This window comes from Pseudomonas protegens (assembly GCF_013407925.2).
GTDB classification, from domain to species: domain Bacteria; phylum Pseudomonadota; class Gammaproteobacteria; order Pseudomonadales; family Pseudomonadaceae; genus Aquipseudomonas; species Aquipseudomonas fluorescens_AP.
On record NZ_CP060201.1, the window covers coordinates 4036878 to 4056832 of the forward strand.

Genomic DNA, 19955 nt, shown 5'->3' on the forward strand with positions numbered 1-19955 from the left:
CTGACATGCAATTAAATGTAAATGACGCTCAAGCGATCGAAGTTTCCGAACTGACATTTGGCGGCGAATTCAACGAGACGCTGGTTCACCAAGCAGTCGTGGCCTACATGGCCGGCGGCCGTCAAGGTAGCAAGCAGCAAAAGACCCGTTCCGACGTTTCCGGTGGCGGCAAGCGCCCATGGCGTCAGAAAGGTACTGGCCGTGCTCGTGCCGGTACTATCCGTAGCCCAATCTGGCGTGGCGGCGGTACCACTTTCGCAGCTCGTCCTCAGGATCACTCCCAGAAGCTGAACAAGAAGATGTATCGCGCAGCAATGCGTTCCATCCTTGCTGAGTTGGTGCGTACTGATCGTCTGGTCGTGGTTCAGGATTTCGCTGTTGAAACTCCGAAAACCAAAGATCTGCTGGGCAAACTGAACAACATGAGCCTGACCGACGTTCTGATCGTGTCGGACGCTGTTGATCAGAACCTGTACCTGGCTGCTCGTAACCTGCCTCACGTTGATGTACGTGACGTGCAAGGTTCCGATCCAGTTAGTCTGATCGCATACGACAAAGTGTTGATCACTGTGTCGGCCGTGAAGAAATTCGAGGAGCTGCTGGGATGAACCAGGAACGCGTATTTAAAGTTCTGCTTGGCCCGCACGTTTCCGAGAAGGCTACGGTTCTGGCAGACAAGAAAGGCCAGTTCGTTTTCAAGGTTGCTACTGATGCAACCAAGCTGGAAATCAAGAAGGCCGTCGAAAGCCTGTTCAGCGTGAAAGTGGAGCGCGTTACTACCCTGAACGTTCTGGGTAAGAGCAAGCGTACCGCTCGCGGTCTGGGCAAGCGTAATGACTGGAAGAAGGCAGTTATCTCCCTTCAGCCAGGCCAAGATCTCGATTTCAGCAGCAGTGCTGAGTAAGGAAGGGGTGCATCATGGCAATCGTTAAATGCAAACCGACTTCCCCTGGCCGCCGTTTTGTGGTCAAGGTGGTCAACCAGGAGCTGCATAAAGGCGCTCCTCACGCACCGCTGCTCGAGAAGAAGTCGAAGTCTGGTGGTCGTAACAACAATGGCCGTATTACCACTCGTCACGTTGGTGGTGGTCATAAGCAGCATTACCGTCTGGTCGACTTCCGTCGCAACGACAAAGATGGCATCGCTGCCACTGTCGAGCGTATCGAATACGATCCAAACCGTACTGCTCACATCGCCCTGCTGCTGTACGCAGATGGCGAGCGTCGCTACATCATCGCCCCCAAAGGCGTGAGCGCTGGTGACCAGCTGATCGCAGGTGCTCTGGCGCCGATCAAGCCGGGCAACGCTCTGCAGCTGCGCAACATTCCAGTTGGTAGCACCGTACACGGCATCGAACTGAAGCCAGGTAAAGGCGCGCAAATCGCTCGTTCGGCTGGTGCTTCGGCTCAGCTGGTCGCTCGTGAAGGTGTCTACGTGACCCTGCGTCTGCGTTCTGGTGAGATGCGTAAAGTGCTGGCTGAGTGCCGTGCGACCCTGGGCGAAGTCTCGAACTCCGAGCACAGCCTGCGTTCGCTGGGTAAAGCTGGTGCCAAACGCTGGCGTGGCGTTCGCCCAACCGTTCGTGGTGTTGCCATGAACCCGGTTGACCACCCACATGGTGGTGGTGAAGGTCGTACCTCTGGTGGTCGTCATCCGGTATCGCCATGGGGCTTCCCGACTAAGGGCGCGAAGACTCGTGGTAATAAGCGTACCGACAAAATGATCGTCCGTCGTCGCAAGTAAATAGAGGGATACGACAGTGCCACGTTCTCTGAAAAAAGGTCCTTTTATTGATCTTCACCTACTGAAGAAGATCGAAGTGGCGGCGGAAAAGAACGATCGCAAACCAGTTAAGACCTGGTCGCGCCGTTCCATGATCCTGCCACAAATGGTCGGTCTGACCATTGCAGTGCATAACGGTCGTCAACATGTTCCAGTTCTCGTGAACGAAGACATGGTCGGCCACAAACTGGGCGAGTTCGCCGGTACCCGTACATATCGCGGGCACGTGGCTGACAAGAAAGCCAAGCGTTAAGGGGTAAGGAATGATGGAAGTAGCCGCTAAGTTGTCGGGCGCTCGAATCTCCGCCCAGAAAGCCCGCTTGGTCGCCGACCAGATCCGCGGGAAGAAGGTGGGCGAAGCGCTCAACCTGTTGGCTTTCAGCAGTAAGAAAGCCGCCGAGATCATGAAGAAAGTGCTGGAGTCGGCCGTAGCCAACGCCGAGCATAACGAAGGCGCAGACGTTGATGACCTGAAGGTCTCCACCGTTTTCGTCAACGAAGGGCGTTCGCTGAAGCGCATCATGCCACGTGCCAAAGGCCGTGCTGATCGCATCGTCAAGCGGTCTTGCCATATCACTGTCAAGGTTGCTGACAAGTAACGGAGTCGAAGAGATGGGTCAGAAAGTACATCCCATTGGCATTCGCCTGGGAATCGTCAAGGAGCACACCTCCGTCTGGTACGCAGACGGTCGGACTTATGCGGACTATTTGCTCGCAGATCTGAATGTGCGTGAGTATCTCCAAGACAAACTAAAAAGCGCGTCCGTAAGCCGTATCGATATCCATCGTCCGGCTCAAACTGCACGCATCACCATCCACACCGCTCGTCCCGGCATCGTGATCGGCAAGAAAGGTGAAGATGTTGAGAAGCTGCGTCAGGACCTGACCAAGCAAATGGGTGTGCCTGTGCACATCAATATCGAAGAGATCCGCAAGCCGGAGCTCGACGGTATGCTGGTTGCGCAGAGCGTAGCTCAGCAGCTGGAGCGCCGCGTAATGTTCCGTCGTGCTATGAAGCGCGCTGTACAGAACGCCATGCGCATTGGTGCCAAAGGCATCAAAATCCAAGTGAGCGGTCGTCTCGGCGGTGCTGAAATCGCACGTACTGAATGGTATCGCGAAGGTCGTGTGCCACTGCACACCCTGCGTGCCGATATCGACTATGCCACCTACGAAGCTCACACCACCTACGGTGTGATCGGTGTGAAGGTTTGGATCTTCAAAGGCGAAGTAATTGGTGGTCGCCAAGAAGAGCTGAAGCCGCAAGCACCTGCGCCTCGTAAAAAAGCTGCTAAGTAAGGGGTACGCCAAATGTTGCAACCAAAGCGTACGAAGTTCCGCAAGCAAATGACCGGCCACAACCGTGGTTTGGCATTGCGCGGTAGCAAAGTCAGCTTCGGCGAGTTCGCGCTGAAGTCTGTTGCTCGTGGTCGTCTCACCGCTCGTCAGATCGAGTCAGCGCGTCGTGCTCTGACCCGTCACGTAAAACGTGGTGGCAAGATCTGGATCCGTGTATTCCCGGACAAGCCTATTTCCAAAAAGCCACTCGAAGTTCGGATGGGTAAAGGTAAGGGTAACGTCGAATACTGGGTTGCCCAGATTCAGCCAGGCAAAGTCCTGTATGAAATCGAGGGTGTTTCTGAAGAGCTGGCGCGTGAGGCTTTCGCCCTGGCTGCTGCAAAGCTGCCGCTCGCCACCTCCTTTGTTAAACGGACGGTGATGTGATGAAAGCGAATGAACTTCGTGAAAAATCCGCACAGCAGCTGAACGAGCAACTGCTCGGCCTGCTGCGCGACCAGTTCAATCTGCGTATGCAGAAAGCAACTGGCCAGTTGGGGCAGTCTCATCTGCTCTCGCAAGTTAAGCGTGACATCGCTCGCGTGAAGACTGTGCTCAACCAGCAGGCAGGTAAGTAATCATGGCTGAAGCCGAAAAAACTGTCCGTACGCTGACTGGCCGTGTTGTCAGCGACAAGATGGACAAGACCATCACCGTTCTGATCGAGCGTCGCGTTAAGCACCCTATCTACGGTAAATACGTTAAGCGTTCGACTAAGCTGCACGCGCACGACGAAACCAATCAGTGCCACATCGGCGACAAAGTCACTATTCGTGAAACTCGTCCGATGGCCAAGACCAAGTCTTGGGCCCTGGTTGATGTTCTCGAACGCGCTGTGGAAGTCTAAGGGCTAGGGGTCGGAGAAATTATATGATTCAGACTCAATCCATGCTCGATGTGGCCGATAACAGCGGCGCTCGCCGCGTTATGTGCATCAAGGTGCTGGGTGGCTCCCATCGTCGTTACGCTGGTATCGGTGACATCATCAAAGTGACCGTCAAGGAAGCAATTCCTCGCGGTAAGGTGAAAAAAGGCCAAGTGATGACTGCTGTTGTAGTCCGCACTCGCCATGGTGTTCGTCGTGCTGACGGCTCCATCATCCGCTTTGATGGCAACGCTGCTGTTCTGTTGAACAACAAGCAAGAGCCGATCGGCACCCGTATCTTTGGGCCAGTGACCCGTGAACTTCGTACTGAGAAGTTCATGAAGATCGTCTCGCTCGCCCCAGAAGTGCTGTAAGGAGATCCGACATGCAAAAGATTCGTCGTGACGACGAGATCATCGTGATCGCCGGCAAAGACAAAGGTAAGCGCGGTAAGGTGCTTAAGGTTCTGGCTGATGACCGTCTGGTCGTCGGTGGCCTGAACCTGGTCAAGCGTCATACCAAGCCTAACCCGATGTCGGGCGTACAGGGCGGTATCGTCGAGAAAGAAGCGCCACTGCACGCTTCCAACGTCGCCATTTTCAACGGCGAAACCAACAAGGCTGACCGCGTTGGTTTCAAAGTAGAAGACGGCAAAAAAATTCGTGTCTTCAAGTCGACCCAAAAAGCGGTTGATGCTTGAACACTGCTAGGTAGAAGACCATGGCACGACTAAAAGAGATTTACCGGAAGGAAATCGCTCCGAAACTTAAGGAAGAACTTAAGCTTTCGAACGTGATGGAAGTTCCGCGCGTTACCAAAATCACCCTGAACATGGGTCTGGGCGAAGCGATCGGCGACAAAAAAGTCATCGAGCACGCTGTTGCTGACCTGGAAAAGATCACCGGCCAGAAAGTCGTTGTGACCTACGCTCGTAAATCCATCGCTGGCTTCAAAGTCCGCGAAGGATGGCCGATCGGCGTCAAAGTGACTCTGCGCCGTGAGCGTATGTACGAGTTCCTGGATCGTCTGCTGTCGATCTCCCTGCCTCGGGTTCGCGACTTCCGCGGCCTGAATGCCAAGTCCTTCGATGGTCGTGGCAACTACAGCATGGGCGTGAAAGAGCAGATCATTTTCCCGGAAATCGATTACGACAAGATCGATGCTCTCCGCGGTCTGGACATTACCCTGACCACCACTGCCAAGAACGATGACGAAGGCCGCGCTCTGCTGCGTGCTTTCAAATTCCCGTTCCGCAACTGATTGGAGTAGGAAAATGGCCAAGAAGAGCATGAAGAACCGTGAGCTGAAGCGTCAGCTCACCGTTGCCAAGTACGCCACCAAGCGTGCAGCGCTGAAAGCTATCATCGTGGATCTGAACGCAAGTCCAGAGGCTCGTTGGGAAGCTACCGTGGCTCTGCAGAAGCAGCCACGTGACGCGAGCGCTTCGCGCATGCGTAATCGCTGCCGCCTGACTGGTCGTCCGCACGGCGTTTACCGCAAGTTCGGCCTGGGCCGTAACAAGCTGCGTGAAGCCGCAATGCGTGGTGACGTACCAGGTCTGGTCAAAGCCAGCTGGTAATAGCTATCAAAGTCGCGGTGTTCGGTGTCGCAAGATCCCGATCACCGGTGGCCTTGAACTTGAATCAAGCCCCTTTTGGGGCTTGATTCATTTCTGGGGTGTGTCTAGAATGACCGGCTCGCCTGAGCCCGTGTTTTTTGCCCGGAATTTCTCGGCGACAGTTGTAGCCGCAAGGCTAATTCTTTTTGTATCAGGAGCATCTAGCCCATGAGTATGCAGGACCCGTTAGCGGACATGCTAACTCGAATCCGTAATGCCCAGATGGCTGAAAAGTCCGTCGTAAGCATGCCGTCTTCCACGCTGAAGGTGGCTGTAGCAAAAGTCCTGAAGGACGAAGGTTACATCGCGGGTTATCAGATCAGCAGCGAAATCAAGCCTCTGCTGTCCATCGAGCTGAAATACTTCGAAGGCCGTCCGGTCATCGAGGAAGTGAAGCGCGTTAGCCGTCCAGGCCTGCGTCAGTACAAGTCCGTTGAAGAGTTGCCGAAAGTTCGTGGCGGCCTTGGCGTGTCTATCGTCTCCACCAACAAAGGTGTGATGACTGATCGTGCTGCGCGCGCTGCCGGTGTCGGCGGCGAAGTTCTTTGCACTGTGTTCTAAGGGGGGATAAGCATGTCTCGCGTCGCTAAGAACCCCGTTAAGCTGCCAGCTGGTGTCGAAGTTAAATTCGCCGGCCAACAGCTTTCGGTGAAGGGTGCCAAGGGCACTCTCGAACTGAACGTTCACTCGTCCGTTGAAATTGTTGAGGAAGCTGGTGAGCTGCGTTTTGCTGCTCGCAATGGCGACCAACAAACTCGTGCAATGGCCGGTACCACTCGTGCTCTGGTAAACAACATGGTCCAAGGCGTAAGCCAAGGCTTCGAGCGTAAGCTCCAGCTGGTCGGTGTTGGTTACAAGGCACAAGCAAAAGGCACAGTGCTGAACCTGGCCCTCGGCTTCTCGCATCCAGTGGATTACGAACTGCCGGAAGGCATCACCGCTGAGACTCCTAGCCAGACCGATATCCTGATCCGGGGCATCGATAAGCAGCTGGTAGGTCAAGTGGCCGCTGAGATCCGCGACTTCCGTCCACCAGAGCCTTACAAAGGTAAAGGTGTGCGCTACGCGGACGAAGTCGTCCGTCGTAAAGAAGCCAAGAAGAAGTAGGGCATAGCAAATGACCGACAAAAAAGTTACTCGACTGCGTCGCGCTCGCAAAGCACGCCTGAAAATGCACGAACTCGAAGTCGTGCGTCTCTGCGTGTTCCGCTCTTCGCAGCACATCTACGCCCAGGTCATTTCGGCCGACGGCAACAAAGTCCTGGCAAGTGCCTCGACTTTGGATAAAGAACTGCGTGATGGCGCCACTGGCAACATCGACGCGGCCACTAAGGTTGGCCAGCTGGTCGCTACGCGTGCAAAAGCCGCTGGCGTCTCGCAGGTGGCTTTCGACCGCTCTGGCTTCAAGTACCACGGCCGCGTCAAGGCGCTGGCTGATGCTGCTCGTGAAGCTGGGCTGGAGTTCTAAGTTATGTCAAATAACGACCAAAAGCGCGACGAAGGCTACATCGAGAAGCTGGTTCAAGTTAACCGCGTAGCCAAAACCGTTAAAGGCGGCCGTATCTTCACTTTCACCGCGTTGACCGTGGTTGGTGATGGTAAAGGCCGTGTTGGCTTCGGCCGTGGCAAGTCGCGTGAAGTGCCTGCTGCGATCCAGAAGGCAATGGAAGCTGCTCGCCGCAACATGATCCAAGTTGATCTGAACGGCACCACTCTGCAATACGCTATGAAGTCCGCCCACGGCGCTTCGAAGGTGTACATGCAGCCTGCTTCTGAAGGTACTGGTATCATCGCTGGCGGCGCTATGCGTGCCGTTCTCGAAGTGGCTGGTGTTCAGAACGTTCTGGCCAAGTGCTATGGCTCGACTAACCCAGTAAACGTGGTTCACGCCACTTTCAAGGGTTTGAAGGCTATGCAGTCCCCTGAATCCATTGCCGCCAAGCGTGGCAAAAGCGTCCAGGAGATCATCTGATCATGGCTACCGTAAAAGTAACGCTGATCAAAAGCATGACCGGCCGTATCCCTAACCACAAACTGTGCGTTAAGGGTCTGGGTCTGCGTCGCATCGGTCACACTGTAGAAGTCCAGGATACTCCCGAGAATCGCGGGATGATCAACAAGGCTTACTACATGCTGCGTGTCGAGGGTTAATCGATGAAACTCAATGATCTGAGTCCAGCGCCGGGTTCCCGTCGCGAAAAGCATCGTCCGGGCCGTGGTATCGGTAGTGGTTTGGGTAAGACTGGTGGCCGTGGTCACAAAGGTCAGACTTCCCGCTCCGGTGGCACCATTGCTCCAGGCTTTGAAGGCGGCCAACAGCCGCTGCATCGTCGCCTGCCGAAATTCGGTTTCGTTTCCCTGAAAGCCATGGACCGCGCAGAAGTGCGTCTGTCCGAACTGGCTAAAGTGGAAGGCGACATCGTCACTGTGCAGTCCCTGAAAGATGCCAACGTGATTAACCAGAACGTTCAGCGTGTGAAAATCATGCTGTCCGGCGAAGTTACTCGCGCTGTGACCATCAAGGGTATCGCCGCCACCAAAGGTGCGCGTGCGGCTATCGAAGCAGCTGGCGGCAAGTTCGAGGAATAAATGGCTAAGCAAGGTGCTCTCTCTGCGCTCGGCAAAGGCGGTATGTCTGAACTCTGGGCTCGTCTGCGTTTTCTGTTCCTGGCGATTATCGTCTACCGAATAGGCGCACACATCCCGGTTCCAGGTATCAACCCTGACCGACTCGCAGACCTGTTTCGACAGAATGAGGGGACCATTCTTAGCTTGTTCAACATGTTTTCCGGCGGCGCGCTGGAGCGGATGAGCATCTTTGCACTGGGGATCATGCCGTACATCTCGGCATCGATCATCATGCAGCTGATGACCGCCGTCAGCCCGCAGCTGGAACAGTTGAAGAAGGAAGGTGAAGCTGGCCGTCGCAAGATCAGCCAGTACACCCGCTACGGCACTGTCGTCCTAGCTCTGGTTCAGGCCATCGGCATGTCCGTTGGTCTGGCGGGGCAGGGCGTTGCGTTCACTGGTGACTTTGGCTTCCATTTCGTCGCGGTATCCACTTTTGTGGCTGGTGCGATGTTCATGATGTGGCTGGGTGAGCAGATTACTGAGCGTGGTGTTGGCAACGGTATCTCGATGTTGATTTTCGCAGGTATCGTCGCCGGTCTTCCGAGAGCGATCGGGCAGTCTTTCGAGTCTGCACGTCAGGGTGATATCAATATTTTTGCCCTGGTTGCGATCGGTTTGCTGGCAGTAGCGATTATCGGTTTCGTGGTGTTCATTGAGCGTGGCCAGCGTCGTATTGCTGTTCACTACGCCAAGCGTCAGCAGGGCCGTAAGGTGTTTGCTGCGCAGACCAGCCACTTGCCGCTGAAAGTGAATATGGCCGGTGTTATTCCTGCTATCTTCGCGAGCAGCATTTTGCTGTTTCCGGCTTCGTTGGGTGCCTGGTTCGGTCAGTCTGAAGGTATGGGCTGGTTGCAGGACATCTCGCAGTCGATCGCTCCTGGTCAGCCGTTGAATATTCTGCTGTTTAGTGCAGGGATTATTTTCTTCTGCTTCTTCTATACGGCGTTGATGTTCAATCCGAAAGACGTAGCGGAAAACCTGAAGAAGTCCGGTGCCTTTATTCCGGGCATCCGTCCAGGTGAGCAGTCGGCGCGCTACATTGATGGCGTTCTGACCCGCTTGACCATGTTCGGTGCTCTATATATGACGGCCGTGTGCCTGTTGCCCCAGTTCCTGGTGGTTGCTGCAAACGTTCCGTTCTACCTTGGCGGGACCTCGTTGCTGATCGTGGTCGTGGTTGTTATGGACTTTATGTCGCAAGTACAATCGCACCTCGTTTCCCACCAGTACGAATCCCTGATGAAGAAAGCCAACCTGAAGGGTTACGGCAGCGGCATGCTGCGCTAATCCATAAGGTTCGAGGAGTTGGTGATGAAAGTTCGTGCATCGGTGAAAAAGCTGTGCCGTAACTGCAAGATTATTCGCCGCGAAGGTGTTGTTCGAGTAATTTGCAGCGCGGAACCGCGTCACAAACAGCGCCAAGGCTGAGTGTGATTGTGCTTCAAGCCCGGCAGCTAGTGCGCTGCCGGGTTGATTATTTGTTATTACAGCGATATTATCTCGCGCCCTATTTCTTGGCTTCCGGGGCGTAGGTAGCTGTCAATTGGAGTCCCACTGAATGGCCCGTATTGCAGGCGTTAACATTCCAGATAACAAGCATACTGTTATCTCGCTGACCTACATCTATGGTGTTGGTCGCACTACTGCACAGAAAATCTGTGCGGTGACTGGGGTCAACCCAGCTGCGAAGATCAAGGATCTGAGCGACGAGCAAATTGAACAGCTGCGTGGCGAAGTGGCGAAGTTCACCACTGAAGGTGACCTGCGTCGCGAAATCAACATGAAAATCAAACGCTTGATGGATCTGGGCTGCTACCGCGGTCTGCGCCATCGTCGTGGTCTTCCAGTGCGCGGTCAGCGTACCAAGACCAACGCGCGTACTCGCAAAGGTCCGCGTAAGCCGATCCGCAAGTAATCGCACCAGCGAATCGACAGGAATTTAGTCATGGCAAAACCTGCTGCTCGTCCTCGTAAAAAGATTAAAAAGACAGTGGTTGATGGCATCGCCCACATCCACGCGTCTTTCAACAACACCATCGTGACCATCACCGACCGTCAAGGTAACGCTCTTTCCTGGGCAACCTCCGGTGGTTCGGGTTTCCGCGGTTCTCGCAAGTCCACCCCGTTTGCTGCTCAAGTAGCCGCTGAACGTGCTGGTCAAGCTGCGCTGGAATATGGCCTGAAGAACCTCGACGTTAATGTCAAGGGCCCAGGTCCAGGTCGTGAATCCGCAGTCCGCGCTTTGAACGGCTGTGGCTACAAGATCGCCAGCATCACCGACGTGACGCCAATCCCGCACAACGGGTGCCGTCCGCCGAAGAAGCGCCGCGTGTAATCCAGGAGATTGTAAAGAATGGCTCGTTACATTGGTCCAAAATGCAAACTGGCTCGTCGCGAAGGCACCGATCTCTTCCTGAAGAGCGGCGTGCGCGCTATCGAATCCAAGTGCAACATCGAAGCAGCTCCTGGCATCCACGGCCAGCGTCGTGGTCGTCAGTCCGACTACGGTACTCAGCTGCGTGAAAAGCAAAAAGTTCGTCGTATCTACGGCGTACTCGAGCGTCAATTCAGCGGCTACTACAAACAAGCAGCTGGCAAGAAGGGCGCAACCGGCGAAAACCTGTTGCAACTGCTCGAATGCCGTCTGGACAACGTTGTATACCGCATGGGCTTCGGTTCTACTCGTGCCGAGTCCCGTCAGCTGGTATCGCACAAGTCGATCAGCGTAAACGGTCAGACCGTTAACGTTCCGTCCTACCAGGTTCGTGCTGGTGACGTGGTCGCTGTCCGCGAGAAAGCAAAAAATCAACTTCGCATTGTCCAAGCTCTCGATCTGTGTGCTCAACGTGGCCGCGTAGAATGGGTAGAAGTAGACACTGAGAAGAAGTCGGGCGTTTTCAAGAACGTTCCAGCTCGCAGTGATCTGTCCGCCGACATCAACGAAAGCCTGATTGTCGAGCTCTACTCCAAGTAAGGGCTAGAAAATAGGTGCATCCATGCAGATTTCGGTAAATGAGTTCCTGACACCCCGCCACATTGATGTGCAGGTTGTCAGTCCAACCCGCGCCAAGATCACTCTCGAGCCTCTCGAGCGTGGCTTTGGCCACACCCTGGGCAACGCGCTGCGCCGCATCCTGTTGTCCTCAATGCCCGGCTGTGCAGTAGTCGAGGCCGAGATTGACGGTGTGCTCCACGAGTACAGCGCCATCGAAGGTGTACAGGAAGACGTAATTGAAATCCTGTTGAACCTTAAAGGTCTGGCTATCAAGCTGCACGGCCGTGACGAAGTTACGCTGACCTTGTCGAAGAAGGGTTCGGGGGTGGTTACCGCTGCCGATATTCAGCTGGATCATGATGTCGAGATCGTTAACCCCGATCACGTAATCGCTAACCTGGCGTCTAACGGCGCCCTGAACATGAAGCTCGTAGTAGCTCGTGGTCGTGGTTATGAACCGGCCGACTCGCGTCAGAGCGATGAAGACGAAAGCCGCAGCATTGGTCGCTTGCAGCTCGACTCTTCGTTCAGCCCGGTTCGCCGCATCGCATACGTGGTGGAAAACGCCCGTGTCGAGCAGCGTACTAACCTGGACAAGCTGGTTATTGATCTGGAAACCAACGGTACTCTGGATCCTGAAGAGGCTATCCGTCGTGCTGCAACCATCCTGCAACAGCAGTTGGCTGCGTTCGTCGACCTCAAAGGTGACAGTGAGCCAGTGGTAGTCGAGCAGGAAGACGAGATCGATCCGATCCTGCTTCGCCCGGTTGACGATCTGGAACTGACTGTACGTTCGGCTAACTGCCTTAAGGCGGAAAACATTTACTACATCGGCGACCTGATTCAGCGTACCGAAGTAGAACTGTTGAAGACTCCGAACCTGGGTAAGAAATCCTTGACCGAAATCAAGGACGTTCTGGCCTCCCGCGGTCTGTCCCTCGGCATGCGCCTCGACAACTGGCCGCCTGCAAGTCTTAAGAAGGACGACAAGGCGACTGCCTGATCGTCGTAATCACCGAACGTTGTGTTTGGTAAGGAATGAACCATGCGTCATCGTAAAAGTGGGCGTCACCTGAGCCGCACCAGCTCGCACCGCAAGGCCATGTTCCAGAACATGGCGGTGTCGCTGTTCGAGCACGAGCTGATCAAAACTACACTGCCGAAAGCTAAAGAACTGCGCCGCGTTGCCGAGCCGCTGATCACTTTGGCCAAGACAGACAGCCTGGCTAACCGCCGTCTGGCTTTCGACCGTACTCGTTCGAAAGCTATCGTTGGTAAGCTCTTCAACGACCTGGGCAAGCGTTACGCTACCCGTGAGGGTGGCTACCTGCGCATCCTCAAGTGCGGTTTCCGCGCTGGCGACAACGCTCCTATGGCGTACGTTGAACTGGTTGATCGTGCTGTCGGCGGTGAAGCTGTATCCGCTGAGTAAGACGTCAGTCTGAAACAAGGAACCGGGCCTAGTGCCCGGTTTTTTGTATCTGTATGTATTAGATATTTCTATCGTTAGCTAATGTGTAATGCATTGGATCTTGTAACACTGCTGATCAATACTCTTCGTCAGCCGATTAGCCGGCAGTTTCACAGACTGACAGAGGAAGATTGTGCATGAGCCAGACCAAAACTCTTACTACCGCTAGTGGCGCTCCTGTCGCTGATAACCAGAATTCCCGTTCCGCCGGCCCTCGTGGCCCGCTGCTTCTCGACGATTTTCACCTGATCGAAAAGCTCGCCCATTTCAATCGCGAGAATATCCCTGAGCGTCGCGTGCACGCCAAGGGCTCGGGTGCCTACGGCACTTTCACGGTCTCTCGCGACATCACCCAATACACCAGTGCCAAGTTGTTTGAAGCGGTTGGCAAGAAAACTCCGACCTTCCTGCGTTTCTCCACAGTAGGCGGCGAACGCGGTTCGGCTGACACCGAGCGCGATCCCCGTGGCTTTGCCCTCAAGTTCTACACCGAAGAAGGCAACTGGGACATCGTGGGTAACAACACCCCGGTCTTCTTCATTCGCGACCCGCTGAAGTTTCCCGATTTCATCCACACCCAGAAGCGCCTTCCTCAGAGCAACCTGAAAAGTGCTCAGATGATGTGGGATTTCTGGTCGCATTCGCCTGAGGCGCTGCACCAGGTAACCATTCTGTTTTCCGATCGGGGCATTCCAGACGGCTACCGTCATATGCACGGCTTTGGCAGTCACACCTACAGCCTGATCAACGCCAAGGGCGAGCGGCACTGGGTCAAGTGGCACTACAAGACCAAGCAGGGCATCAAGAACCTGGCACCGGCAGAGGCTGCACGTCTGGCGGGTAGCGACCCTGATTACGCTCAGCGCGACCTGTTCAACGCGATCGAGCGCGGCGACTTTCCGAAGTGGAGCGTGTGCATCCAGATCATGACTGAGGCGCAAGCCGCGGCGCACTATGAGAACCCGTTCGATGTGACCAAGACCTGGTCGCAGAAGGAGTTCCCGTTGATCGAGGTTGGCGAGTTGGAGTTGAACCGCAATCCGCTGAACTACTTTGCCGAGGTCGAGCAGGCCACCTTTGGCCCAAGCAACATGGTGCCAGGTGTCGGGCTTTCGCCGGATCGCATGCTCCAGGGCCGGGTATTCGCTTACGCCGATGCGCACCGCTACCGCGTAGGCACCAACCATCAGCAGTTGCCGGTCAATGCTCCATTGAGCCCGGTGAACAGCTACCAGCGTGACGGTTCCATGGCTTTCGGAAGCAACGGCGGCGCTGCACCGAACTACGAGCCCAACAGCTACAGCGATGTACCGAAGCAGGCTCCACGCTACGCAGAGCCGCCCCTGGCGCTTAGCGGCGCCGCAGACCGCTACGATCATCGCGAAGACACCGACTATTACAGTCATGCGGGAGCTCTGTTCCGCCTGATGAATGATGAACAGAAGTCTCTGTTGATTAACAACATTGCCGGTGCCATGACTGGGGTGACGGCTGATGTGGTTGATCGTCAACTGCAACATTTCTACAAGGCGGACCCGGCTTACGGCGAAGGTATCGCCAAAGCTTTGGGCGTATCGCTCAAGTAAGTCTAAATAAGAAGCAGAACCGCCCTCATTAGGGCGGTTTTTGCGTTATTTCTACTGGTTTTCTCGGATATTCTTCACTTTTCTGGCTATTTCTAAGTGACCTGCAAGTCAGCTTGGTTCAAACTATCGGCTTTCAAGCAGGGAGATTTAGGGCGATGCAAGGTCACCCGGACGTAATCGATTACCTCAACACGTTGCTGACGGGCGAACTGGCAGCACGCGACCAATATTTCATTCATTCGCGGATGTACGAAGACTGGGGCTTCACCAAGCTCTACGAGCGTATCAACCACGAAATGGAAGAAGAGGCGCAACACGCCGATGCCCTGATACGCCGCATTCTGATGCTCGAAGGCACACCGCGCATGCGCCCCGATGATCTCGACACCGGGACCACCGTGCCAGAGATGCTGGCCAGCGACCTGCGTCTGGAATACAAGGTTCGCGCTGCGCTGTGCAAAGGCATCGAGCTGTGCGAGCTGCACAAGGACTATGTCAGCCGCGACATTCTGCGTATCCAGTTGGCAGATACCGAAGAAGATCACACCTACTGGCTGGAGAAGCAGTTGGGCCTGATCAAGTCCATCGGGTTGGAAAACTACCTGCAATCGCAGTTCTGACTGCAGAAGGCGGGGATGCCGGTTCGCGAGCAAGCTCGCTGCTACGGTAGATGCGTCAGATCCGAGATGTAAAAAAGCCCCTGGCACCGCGAGGTGACAGGGGCTTTTTCATGGGCCTCAGGCGCGGTCGCGGGTCAGCAACGGCTTGAGGTAATGCCCGGTGTGGGATTGGGGCATTTCCGCAACCTGTTCCGGGGTACCGACGGCGATGATCTGGCCGCCTTTGGAGCCGCCTTCCGGCCCCAGGTCCACCAGCCAGTCGGCGGTCTTGATCACATCCAGGTTGTGTTCGATCACCACCACGGTGTTGCCGTGATCGCGCAGGCGGTGCAACACGTCCAGCAGTTGCTGGATATCCGCAAAGTGCAGGCCTGTGGTCGGCTCGTCGAGGATATACAAGGTCTTGCCGGTATCGCGCTTGGACAGCTCACGGGACAGCTTGACCCGCTGGGCCTCGCCGCCGGACAAGGTGGTCGCCGACTGGCCAAGCTTGATGTAGGACAGGCCTACATCCATCAGCGTTTGCAGTTTGCGCGCCAGGGCCGGAACCGGATCGAAGAACTCACGGGCTTCCTCGATGGTCATTTCCAGCACTTCGTGGATGTTCTTGCCCTTGTACTTGATCTCCAGGGTTTCGCGGTTGTAACGCTTGCTCTTGCACACGTCGCAGGGCACGTAGATGTCCGGCAGGAAGTGCATCTCCACCTTGATCAGGCCATCGCCCTGGCAGGCCTCGCAGCGTCCGCCCTTGACGTTGAAGGAGAAGCGGCCAGGGCCATAGCCCCGGGAGCGAGACTCCGGCACGCCGGAAAACAGCTCGCGAATCGGTGTGAACAGCCCGGTGTAAGTCGCCGGGTTGGAGCGCGGAGTACGGCCGATCGGGCTCTGGTCGATGTCCACTACCTTGTCCAGGTGCTGCAGGCCGTTGATGCTGTCGTGGGGCGCCGCTTCCAGAGTGGTTGCACCGTTGAGCGCCGTGGCACTCAGGGGGAACAGGGTGTTGTTGATCAGCGTCGACTTGCCCGAGCCGGACACCCCGGTCACGCAGGTCAGCAGACCAATCGGAATTTCCAGGTCGACATTGCGCAGGTTGTTGCCGCGTGCGCCCTTGAGGGTAAGCGATAGCTTCTTGTTGCGCGGGGTACGCTTGGCCGGCACCACGATCTTCACCCGGCCGGACAGGTATTTACCGGTCAGGGAGTCCGGGTGCGCCATGACTTCTGCCGCAGTACCTTCGGCAACGATTTGCCCACCATGCACACCGGCGCCCGGGCCGATGTCCACCACGTAATCGGCTAGGCGGATCGCATCTTCATCGTGTTCGACCACGATCACCGTGTTGCCGATGTCCCGCAGGTGCTTCAGGGTCCCGAGCAAACGATCGTTATCCCGCTGGTGCAGGCCAATGGATGGCTCGTCGAGGATGTACATCACCCCCACCAGGCCGGCACCGATCTGACTGGCCAGGCGAATACGCTGGGCCTCACCGCCGGACAAGGTATCGGCGCTGCGATCCAGGGTCAGGTAGTCGAGCCCCACGTTGACCAGGAACTGCAGGCGTTCGCGGATTTCCTTGAGGATCTTGTCGGCAATCTCGCCACGACGCCCAGTCAGTTTCAGAGTGCCGAAGTAGTCGGTGGCATCGCCGATGGGCAGGCTGGTGACTGCCGGCAGGGTCTTCTCGCCGACCCAGACATGACGGGCCTCGCGGCGCAGGCGCGTGCCGCGGCAGTCCGGGCAGGGCTGGGTGCTGAGGAACTTGGCCAGTTCTTCGCGCACGGTGGCCGACTCGGTTTCCCGGTAGCGACGCTCCAGGTTCGGCACTATCCCTTCGAACGGGTGGGAGCGCTTGACGATGTCGCCGCGGTCGTTGAGGTATTTGAAGTCGACATTCTGCGTACCGCTGCCATGCAGGATGACCTTCTGCTGATCCGCCGGCAGTTGGTTGAACGGCACTTCCAGGCTGAAGCCGTAATGAGAGGCCAGTGAACCGAGCATCTGGAAGTAATAGACGTTGCGCCGGTCCCAGCCGCGAATCGCCCCTTCGGCCAGGGTCAGTTCGCCATTGACCAGGCGCTTGATGTCGAAGAATTGCTTCACCCCCAGGCCGTCGCAGGTCGGGCAGGCACCGGCCGGGTTGTTGAAGGAGAACAGCTTGGGTTCCAGCTCGCTGATGGCATGGCCGCAGATCGGGCAGGCGAAGCGCGCGGAGAAGATCATCTCTTCCCCGGGCTCGTCGTCCATCGGCGCCACCAGGGCAATACCGTCCGCCAGCTTCAGTGCGGTTTCGAAGGATTCGGCCAGGCGCTGCTGCAGGTCGGCGCGGACCTTGAAGCGGTCGACCACCACATCGATGGAGTGCTTCTTCTGTTTATCCAGCTTCGGCAACTCGTCCAGCTCGAACAGCTTGCCGTTGACCCGCGCCCGCACAAAGCCCTGGGCCCGCAGCTCTTCAAAGACCGAAAGGTGTTCGCCCTTGCGCTCACGAATCACCGGCGCCAGCAGCATCAGCTTGCTGCCTTCGGGCTGAGCCAGCACCAGGTCGACCATCTGGCTGACGGTCTGGGCTTCCAGCGGGATGTCGTGATCCGGGCAGCGCGGAGTACCGACACGGGCATAGAGCAGGCGCAGGTAGTCGTAGATTTCGGTAATGGTGCCGACTGTGGAGCGCGGGTTGTGGGAAGTGGATTTCTGCTCGATGGAAATCGCCGGCGACAGGCCTTCGATGGTGTCGACGTCGGGCTTTTCCATCATCGACAGGAACTGTCGGGCATAGGCCGACAGCGATTCGACATAGCGGCGCTGGCCTTCGGCATAAAGCGTGTCGAAAGCCAGGGACGACTTGCCGGACCCAGACAGCCCGGTGATGACGATCAACTTGTCCCGTGGCAGGGTCAGGTCGATGTTCTTCAGGTTGTGGGTGCGGGCCCCACGAATCAGAATCTTGTCCAAAAGTGGCCTCGATCGGCGGGCGTAAAGGCAGGAGTATAAAACCAAATACTGGATGGATGCACACTATCGTGCGCGGCTTTTTCGGTTGCCGGTCAGGGCTGCGCGGCAAAGCGTCGCCATATACCCCCTCTACCGATCCGACTGGTAGAATCGCCGCCGGTTCACACGAGGTTTTTCCATGCACGATCCCCACAGCGAACGCATGAGCGGCAGCGAGACCCGCGCAGCAAGCGGCCTGGCCCTGGTGTTCGCCTTCCGTATGCTTGGCATGTTTATGGTACTGCCGGTCCTGGCAACCTATGGAATGGATCTCGCAGGAGCGACCCCGGCCCTGATCGGCCTGGCCATTGGCGCCTATGGCCTGACCCAGGCAGTTTTCCAGATTCCCTTCGGGATCATTTCCGACCGTATCGGTCGCCGCCCGGTTATTTACCTGGGGCTGATCGTGTTCGCCCTGGGCAGCCTGCTGGCGGCGAACGCCGACTCGATCTGGGGCGTGATCGCCGGCCGGATCCTGCAGGGCGCCGGGGCGATTTCCGCAGCCGTGATGGCGCTGCTCTCGGACCTGACCCGGGAGCAGCATCGGACCAAGGCCATGGCCATGATCGGCATGACCATCGGCGTCTCCTTTGCCGTGGCCATGGTGGTCGGCCCGCTGCTGACCCGCAGCTTCGGCCTGTCCGGGCTGTTCCTGGCCACCGGTGGCATGGCCCTGGTGGGGATCCTGATCATCGCCTTCATGGTGCCGCGCGCCACCGGGCCCTTGCAGCACCGCGAATCCGGAGTGGCGCGCCAGGCGCTGCTTCCCACCCTCAAGCACCCGGATCTGCTGCGCCTGGACCTGGGGATCTTCGTGTTGCACGCGATGCTGATGTCGAGCTTCGTTGCCTTGCCCCTGGCCCTGGTGGAAAAAGCCGGCCTGCCCAAAGACCAGCATTGGTGGGTGTACCTCACTGCACTGCTGATCTCCTTCTTCGCCATGATCCCGTTCATCATCTACGGCGAGAAGAAACGCAAAATGAAACGAGTTCTGTTGGGCGCGGTCAGTACGCTGCTGCTCACCGAGCTATTCTTCTGGGAGTTCGGCGACAGTTTGCGGGCGCTGGTGATCGGCACCGTGGTGTTCTTCACCGCGTTCAACCTGCTGGAAGCGTCCTTGCCGTCGCTGATCAGCAAGGTGTCGCCGGCAGGCGGCAAGGGCACGGCGATGGGGGTCTACTCCACCAGCCAGTTCCTCGGTTCGGCACTGGGCGGCATCCTCGGTGGCTGGCTGTTCCAGCATGGCGGTTTGTCGGTTGTGTTCCTTGGAGGGGCAGGTCTGGCTGCACTCTGGCTGGCCTTTGCTGTTACCATGCGCGAGCCCCCGTATGTGACGAGCCTGCGCTTGCCGTTATCGCCCGAAGCGATCCGCGAAGCCGGCCTGGTCGAGCGCCTGAAGGCCGTTGTTGGGGTAACAGATGCCGTAGTGGTGGCCGAAGAAGCCGCCATTTACATCAAATTGGACACCGAATTATTGGATCGCACGACCCTCGAGCAGCTGGTCAACCCAGCGCCGTCGGCGCGCGAAGCCTAGGAGAACGTTATGGCCCGTGGGGTTAACAAAGTCATATTGGTCGGCACTTGCGGCCAGGATCCCGAAGTTCGCTACCTGCCCAACGGTAACGCCGTGACCAACCTGAGTCTGGCCACCAGCGAGCAGTGGACCGACAAGCAGACCGGTCAGAAGGTCGAGCGCACCGAATGGCACCGCGTGTCGATGTTCGGCAAGGTGGCCGAGATTGCCGGCGAATACCTGCGCAAAGGTTCGCAGGTCTACATCGAAGGCAAGCTGCAGACCCGCGAGTGGGAAAAAGACGGTATCAAGCGCTACACCACCGAGATCATCGTCGACATGCAGGGCACCATGCAGCTGCTGGGCGGCCGTCCACAGGGCGACCAGCAGGGCCAGGGCGGCATGTCTAACTCGGCACCACGTCCTCAGCAGTCCCGTCCTGCGCCGCAGCCACAGCGTGAGTCGCGTCCGGCACCACAGCAGGCCGCTCCGCAGCCGGCACCGGATTTCGACAGCTTCGATGACGATATTCCGTTCTGAGCCGC

At 56.9% G+C, this 19955-nt stretch carries 31 protein-coding genes; 30 read left to right on the plus strand and 1 reads right to left on the minus strand.

The features are described 5' to 3' along the window. The first annotated feature begins 5 nt into the window (after positions 1 to 5). The 28 genes from rplD (at position 6) to bfr (ending at position 14906) form a co-directional block, all read left to right on the plus strand. Entirely contained in the window at positions 6 to 608 is a 603-nt protein-coding gene (gene rplD, locus GGI48_RS18690) for a 50S ribosomal protein L4 (RefSeq protein ID WP_007924200.1), read from the plus strand. Beyond that, a complete protein-coding gene (gene rplW, locus GGI48_RS18695) occupies positions 605 to 904 on the plus strand; it encodes a 50S ribosomal protein L23 (protein ID WP_002555488.1) in 300 nt (99 codons plus the stop codon). The genes rplD and rplW overlap by 4 nt, the downstream gene beginning before the upstream one ends. A gap of 14 nt (positions 905 to 918) precedes the next feature. Beyond that, the gene (gene rplB / locus GGI48_RS18700; RefSeq protein WP_011063775.1) at positions 919 to 1743 is read left to right on the plus strand and encodes a 50S ribosomal protein L2; all 825 of its coding nucleotides are present in this window, start codon (positions 919 to 921) and stop codon (positions 1741 to 1743) included. A gap of 16 nt (positions 1744 to 1759) precedes the next feature. Then, entirely contained in the window at positions 1760 to 2035 is a 276-nt protein-coding gene (rpsS, locus tag GGI48_RS18705) for a 30S ribosomal protein S19 (RefSeq protein ID WP_002555486.1), read from the plus strand. A gap of 13 nt (positions 2036 to 2048) precedes the next feature. Then, on the plus strand, positions 2049 to 2381 hold the full coding sequence (gene rplV / locus GGI48_RS18710) for a 50S ribosomal protein L22 (protein WP_003103908.1): 333 nt from the start codon (positions 2049 to 2051) through the stop codon (positions 2379 to 2381). 13 nt (positions 2382 to 2394) lie between these two features. Next, a complete protein-coding gene (gene rpsC / locus GGI48_RS18715) occupies positions 2395 to 3081 on the plus strand; it encodes a 30S ribosomal protein S3 (protein ID WP_007924192.1) in 687 nt (228 codons plus the stop codon). 12 nt (positions 3082 to 3093) lie between these two features. Continuing rightward, complete coding sequence (gene rplP, locus GGI48_RS18720) at positions 3094 to 3507, plus strand: 50S ribosomal protein L16 (RefSeq protein WP_003228729.1); 414 nt, start codon at positions 3094 to 3096, stop codon at positions 3505 to 3507. Then, a complete protein-coding gene (rpmC, locus tag GGI48_RS18725; protein WP_002555481.1) occupies positions 3507 to 3698 on the plus strand; it encodes a 50S ribosomal protein L29 in 192 nt (63 codons plus the stop codon). Before rplP ends, rpmC begins: the two co-directional genes overlap by 1 nt. A gap of 2 nt (positions 3699 to 3700) precedes the next feature. Beyond that, positions 3701 to 3967 carry a 30S ribosomal protein S17 gene (gene rpsQ, locus GGI48_RS18730; RefSeq protein ID WP_003194644.1) on the plus strand — a complete coding sequence of 89 codons (267 nt, stop codon included), beginning with the start codon at positions 3701 to 3703 and terminating at the stop codon, positions 3965 to 3967. Positions 3968 to 3990: 23 nt separating this feature from the next. Continuing rightward, positions 3991 to 4359, plus strand: a complete 369-nt coding sequence (gene rplN, locus GGI48_RS18735) for a 50S ribosomal protein L14 (RefSeq protein ID WP_002555479.1) — start codon at positions 3991 to 3993, stop codon at positions 4357 to 4359. 11 nt (positions 4360 to 4370) lie between these two features. Continuing rightward, complete coding sequence (gene rplX / locus GGI48_RS18740; protein ID WP_007896770.1) at positions 4371 to 4685, plus strand: 50S ribosomal protein L24; 315 nt, start codon at positions 4371 to 4373, stop codon at positions 4683 to 4685. A 20-nt stretch (positions 4686 to 4705) separates the two neighbouring features. Continuing rightward, complete coding sequence (gene rplE / locus GGI48_RS18745; protein WP_003210069.1) at positions 4706 to 5245, plus strand: 50S ribosomal protein L5; 540 nt, start codon at positions 4706 to 4708, stop codon at positions 5243 to 5245. Between the two features lie 13 nt (positions 5246 to 5258). Beyond that, positions 5259 to 5564 carry a 30S ribosomal protein S14 gene (rpsN, locus tag GGI48_RS18750; RefSeq protein ID WP_003228726.1) on the plus strand — a complete coding sequence of 102 codons (306 nt, stop codon included), beginning with the start codon at positions 5259 to 5261 and terminating at the stop codon, positions 5562 to 5564. A 207-nt stretch (positions 5565 to 5771) separates the two neighbouring features. Then, positions 5772 to 6164, plus strand: coding sequence for a 30S ribosomal protein S8 (gene rpsH, locus GGI48_RS18755; RefSeq protein ID WP_011063773.1), 393 nt, complete (start codon positions 5772 to 5774; stop codon positions 6162 to 6164). A gap of 12 nt (positions 6165 to 6176) precedes the next feature. Beyond that, positions 6177 to 6710 (plus strand): 50S ribosomal protein L6, encoded by a 534-nt coding sequence (gene rplF, locus GGI48_RS18760; RefSeq protein WP_016966733.1) that lies wholly within the window; start codon positions 6177 to 6179, stop codon positions 6708 to 6710. Between the two features lie 10 nt (positions 6711 to 6720). Then, positions 6721 to 7071: a 50S ribosomal protein L18 gene (rplR, locus tag GGI48_RS18765; protein ID WP_003186037.1), complete on the plus strand. Its 351-nt coding sequence runs from the start codon at positions 6721 to 6723 to the stop codon at positions 7069 to 7071. A 3-nt stretch (positions 7072 to 7074) separates the two neighbouring features. Further along, a complete protein-coding gene (gene rpsE / locus GGI48_RS18770; RefSeq protein ID WP_007924184.1) occupies positions 7075 to 7575 on the plus strand; it encodes a 30S ribosomal protein S5 in 501 nt (166 codons plus the stop codon). 2 nt (positions 7576 to 7577) lie between these two features. Further along, positions 7578 to 7754 (plus strand): 50S ribosomal protein L30, encoded by a 177-nt coding sequence (gene rpmD / locus GGI48_RS18775; protein WP_003176408.1) that lies wholly within the window; start codon positions 7578 to 7580, stop codon positions 7752 to 7754. A 3-nt stretch (positions 7755 to 7757) separates the two neighbouring features. Next, positions 7758 to 8192: a 50S ribosomal protein L15 gene (gene rplO / locus GGI48_RS18780; protein ID WP_007924183.1), complete on the plus strand. Its 435-nt coding sequence runs from the start codon at positions 7758 to 7760 to the stop codon at positions 8190 to 8192. Beyond that, positions 8193 to 9521 (plus strand): preprotein translocase subunit SecY, encoded by a 1329-nt coding sequence (gene secY / locus GGI48_RS18785; protein WP_007924182.1) that lies wholly within the window; start codon positions 8193 to 8195, stop codon positions 9519 to 9521. Positions 9522 to 9545: 24 nt separating this feature from the next. Next, positions 9546 to 9662 (plus strand): 50S ribosomal protein L36, encoded by a 117-nt coding sequence (gene rpmJ / locus GGI48_RS18790; RefSeq protein WP_002555468.1) that lies wholly within the window; start codon positions 9546 to 9548, stop codon positions 9660 to 9662. 130 nt (positions 9663 to 9792) lie between these two features. Beyond that, the gene (rpsM, locus tag GGI48_RS18795; protein WP_003186020.1) at positions 9793 to 10149 is read left to right on the plus strand and encodes a 30S ribosomal protein S13; all 357 of its coding nucleotides are present in this window, start codon (positions 9793 to 9795) and stop codon (positions 10147 to 10149) included. 30 nt (positions 10150 to 10179) lie between these two features. After that, entirely contained in the window at positions 10180 to 10569 is a 390-nt protein-coding gene (rpsK, locus tag GGI48_RS18800) for a 30S ribosomal protein S11 (protein WP_007924177.1), read from the plus strand. A gap of 18 nt (positions 10570 to 10587) precedes the next feature. After that, a complete protein-coding gene (gene rpsD / locus GGI48_RS18805) occupies positions 10588 to 11208 on the plus strand; it encodes a 30S ribosomal protein S4 (RefSeq protein WP_011063772.1) in 621 nt (206 codons plus the stop codon). Positions 11209 to 11230: 22 nt separating this feature from the next. Then, positions 11231 to 12232: a DNA-directed RNA polymerase subunit alpha gene (locus tag GGI48_RS18810; RefSeq protein ID WP_007970428.1), complete on the plus strand. Its 1002-nt coding sequence runs from the start codon at positions 11231 to 11233 to the stop codon at positions 12230 to 12232. A gap of 42 nt (positions 12233 to 12274) precedes the next feature. Next, positions 12275 to 12661 (plus strand): 50S ribosomal protein L17, encoded by a 387-nt coding sequence (rplQ, locus tag GGI48_RS18815; RefSeq protein ID WP_007924175.1) that lies wholly within the window; start codon positions 12275 to 12277, stop codon positions 12659 to 12661. A 176-nt stretch (positions 12662 to 12837) separates the two neighbouring features. Further along, positions 12838 to 14286, plus strand: a complete 1449-nt coding sequence (locus GGI48_RS18820) for a catalase (protein ID WP_179599517.1) — start codon at positions 12838 to 12840, stop codon at positions 14284 to 14286. A gap of 155 nt (positions 14287 to 14441) precedes the next feature. After that, entirely contained in the window at positions 14442 to 14906 is a 465-nt protein-coding gene (gene bfr, locus GGI48_RS18825) for a bacterioferritin (RefSeq protein ID WP_016966731.1), read from the plus strand. Positions 14907 to 15023: 117 nt separating this feature from the next. Here bfr and uvrA read toward each other — a convergent pair whose 3' ends face one another. Continuing rightward, a complete protein-coding gene (gene uvrA / locus GGI48_RS18830) occupies positions 15024 to 17858 on the minus strand; it encodes an excinuclease ABC subunit UvrA (RefSeq protein ID WP_103741299.1) in 2835 nt (944 codons plus the stop codon). Between the two features lie 178 nt (positions 17859 to 18036). Here uvrA and GGI48_RS18835 point away from each other — a divergent pair, with 178 nt between their 5' ends. Next, positions 18037 to 19431, plus strand: coding sequence for an MFS transporter (locus GGI48_RS18835; RefSeq protein WP_016966729.1), 1395 nt, complete (start codon positions 18037 to 18039; stop codon positions 19429 to 19431). Between the two features lie 9 nt (positions 19432 to 19440). Further along, a complete protein-coding gene (locus GGI48_RS18840; protein ID WP_011063767.1) occupies positions 19441 to 19950 on the plus strand; it encodes a single-stranded DNA-binding protein in 510 nt (169 codons plus the stop codon). Positions 19951 to 19955: the final 5 nt, after the last annotated feature.

What these genes read in the sequence shown, in the direction of transcription:
- rplN (WP_002555479.1), top strand. Translation starts at nt 3,991, where the DNA reads ATGATTCAGACTCAATCCATGCTCGATGTGGCCGATAACAGCGGCGCT.
- rpsE (WP_007924184.1), top strand. Translation starts at nt 7,075, where the DNA reads ATGTCAAATAACGACCAAAAGCGCGACGAAGGCTACATCGAGAAGCTG.
- rplR (WP_003186037.1), top strand. Translation starts at nt 6,721, where the DNA reads ATGACCGACAAAAAAGTTACTCGACTGCGTCGCGCTCGCAAAGCACGC.
- rpsQ (WP_003194644.1), top strand. Translation starts at nt 3,701, where the DNA reads ATGGCTGAAGCCGAAAAAACTGTCCGTACGCTGACTGGCCGTGTTGTC.
- rplD (WP_007924200.1), top strand. Translation starts at nt 6, where the DNA reads ATGCAATTAAATGTAAATGACGCTCAAGCGATCGAAGTTTCCGAACTG.
- rplV (WP_003103908.1), top strand. Translation starts at nt 2,049, where the DNA reads ATGGAAGTAGCCGCTAAGTTGTCGGGCGCTCGAATCTCCGCCCAGAAA.
- GGI48_RS18840 (WP_011063767.1), top strand. Translation starts at nt 19,441, where the DNA reads ATGGCCCGTGGGGTTAACAAAGTCATATTGGTCGGCACTTGCGGCCAG.
- GGI48_RS18835 (WP_016966729.1), top strand. Translation starts at nt 18,037, where the DNA reads ATGCACGATCCCCACAGCGAACGCATGAGCGGCAGCGAGACCCGCGCA.
- rplX (WP_007896770.1), top strand. Translation starts at nt 4,371, where the DNA reads ATGCAAAAGATTCGTCGTGACGACGAGATCATCGTGATCGCCGGCAAA.
- GGI48_RS18810 (WP_007970428.1), top strand. Translation starts at nt 11,231, where the DNA reads ATGCAGATTTCGGTAAATGAGTTCCTGACACCCCGCCACATTGATGTG.
- rpsD (WP_011063772.1), top strand. Translation starts at nt 10,588, where the DNA reads ATGGCTCGTTACATTGGTCCAAAATGCAAACTGGCTCGTCGCGAAGGC.
- rpsN (WP_003228726.1), top strand. Translation starts at nt 5,259, where the DNA reads ATGGCCAAGAAGAGCATGAAGAACCGTGAGCTGAAGCGTCAGCTCACC.
- rpmD (WP_003176408.1), top strand. Translation starts at nt 7,578, where the DNA reads ATGGCTACCGTAAAAGTAACGCTGATCAAAAGCATGACCGGCCGTATC.
- rpmC (WP_002555481.1), top strand. Translation starts at nt 3,507, where the DNA reads ATGAAAGCGAATGAACTTCGTGAAAAATCCGCACAGCAGCTGAACGAG.
- rplB (WP_011063775.1), top strand. Translation starts at nt 919, where the DNA reads ATGGCAATCGTTAAATGCAAACCGACTTCCCCTGGCCGCCGTTTTGTG.
- rplO (WP_007924183.1), top strand. Translation starts at nt 7,758, where the DNA reads ATGAAACTCAATGATCTGAGTCCAGCGCCGGGTTCCCGTCGCGAAAAG.
- rplE (WP_003210069.1), top strand. Translation starts at nt 4,706, where the DNA reads ATGGCACGACTAAAAGAGATTTACCGGAAGGAAATCGCTCCGAAACTT.
- rplF (WP_016966733.1), top strand. Translation starts at nt 6,177, where the DNA reads ATGTCTCGCGTCGCTAAGAACCCCGTTAAGCTGCCAGCTGGTGTCGAA.
- rplP (WP_003228729.1), top strand. Translation starts at nt 3,094, where the DNA reads ATGTTGCAACCAAAGCGTACGAAGTTCCGCAAGCAAATGACCGGCCAC.
- rplQ (WP_007924175.1), top strand. Translation starts at nt 12,275, where the DNA reads ATGCGTCATCGTAAAAGTGGGCGTCACCTGAGCCGCACCAGCTCGCAC.
- secY (WP_007924182.1), top strand. Translation starts at nt 8,193, where the DNA reads ATGGCTAAGCAAGGTGCTCTCTCTGCGCTCGGCAAAGGCGGTATGTCT.
- rpsH (WP_011063773.1), top strand. Translation starts at nt 5,772, where the DNA reads ATGAGTATGCAGGACCCGTTAGCGGACATGCTAACTCGAATCCGTAAT.
- rplW (WP_002555488.1), top strand. Translation starts at nt 605, where the DNA reads ATGAACCAGGAACGCGTATTTAAAGTTCTGCTTGGCCCGCACGTTTCC.
- GGI48_RS18820 (WP_179599517.1), top strand. Translation starts at nt 12,838, where the DNA reads ATGAGCCAGACCAAAACTCTTACTACCGCTAGTGGCGCTCCTGTCGCT.
- rpsK (WP_007924177.1), top strand. Translation starts at nt 10,180, where the DNA reads ATGGCAAAACCTGCTGCTCGTCCTCGTAAAAAGATTAAAAAGACAGTG.
- bfr (WP_016966731.1), top strand. Translation starts at nt 14,442, where the DNA reads ATGCAAGGTCACCCGGACGTAATCGATTACCTCAACACGTTGCTGACG.
- rpsM (WP_003186020.1), top strand. Translation starts at nt 9,793, where the DNA reads ATGGCCCGTATTGCAGGCGTTAACATTCCAGATAACAAGCATACTGTT.
- rpsC (WP_007924192.1), top strand. Translation starts at nt 2,395, where the DNA reads ATGGGTCAGAAAGTACATCCCATTGGCATTCGCCTGGGAATCGTCAAG.
- rpmJ (WP_002555468.1), top strand. Translation starts at nt 9,546, where the DNA reads ATGAAAGTTCGTGCATCGGTGAAAAAGCTGTGCCGTAACTGCAAGATT.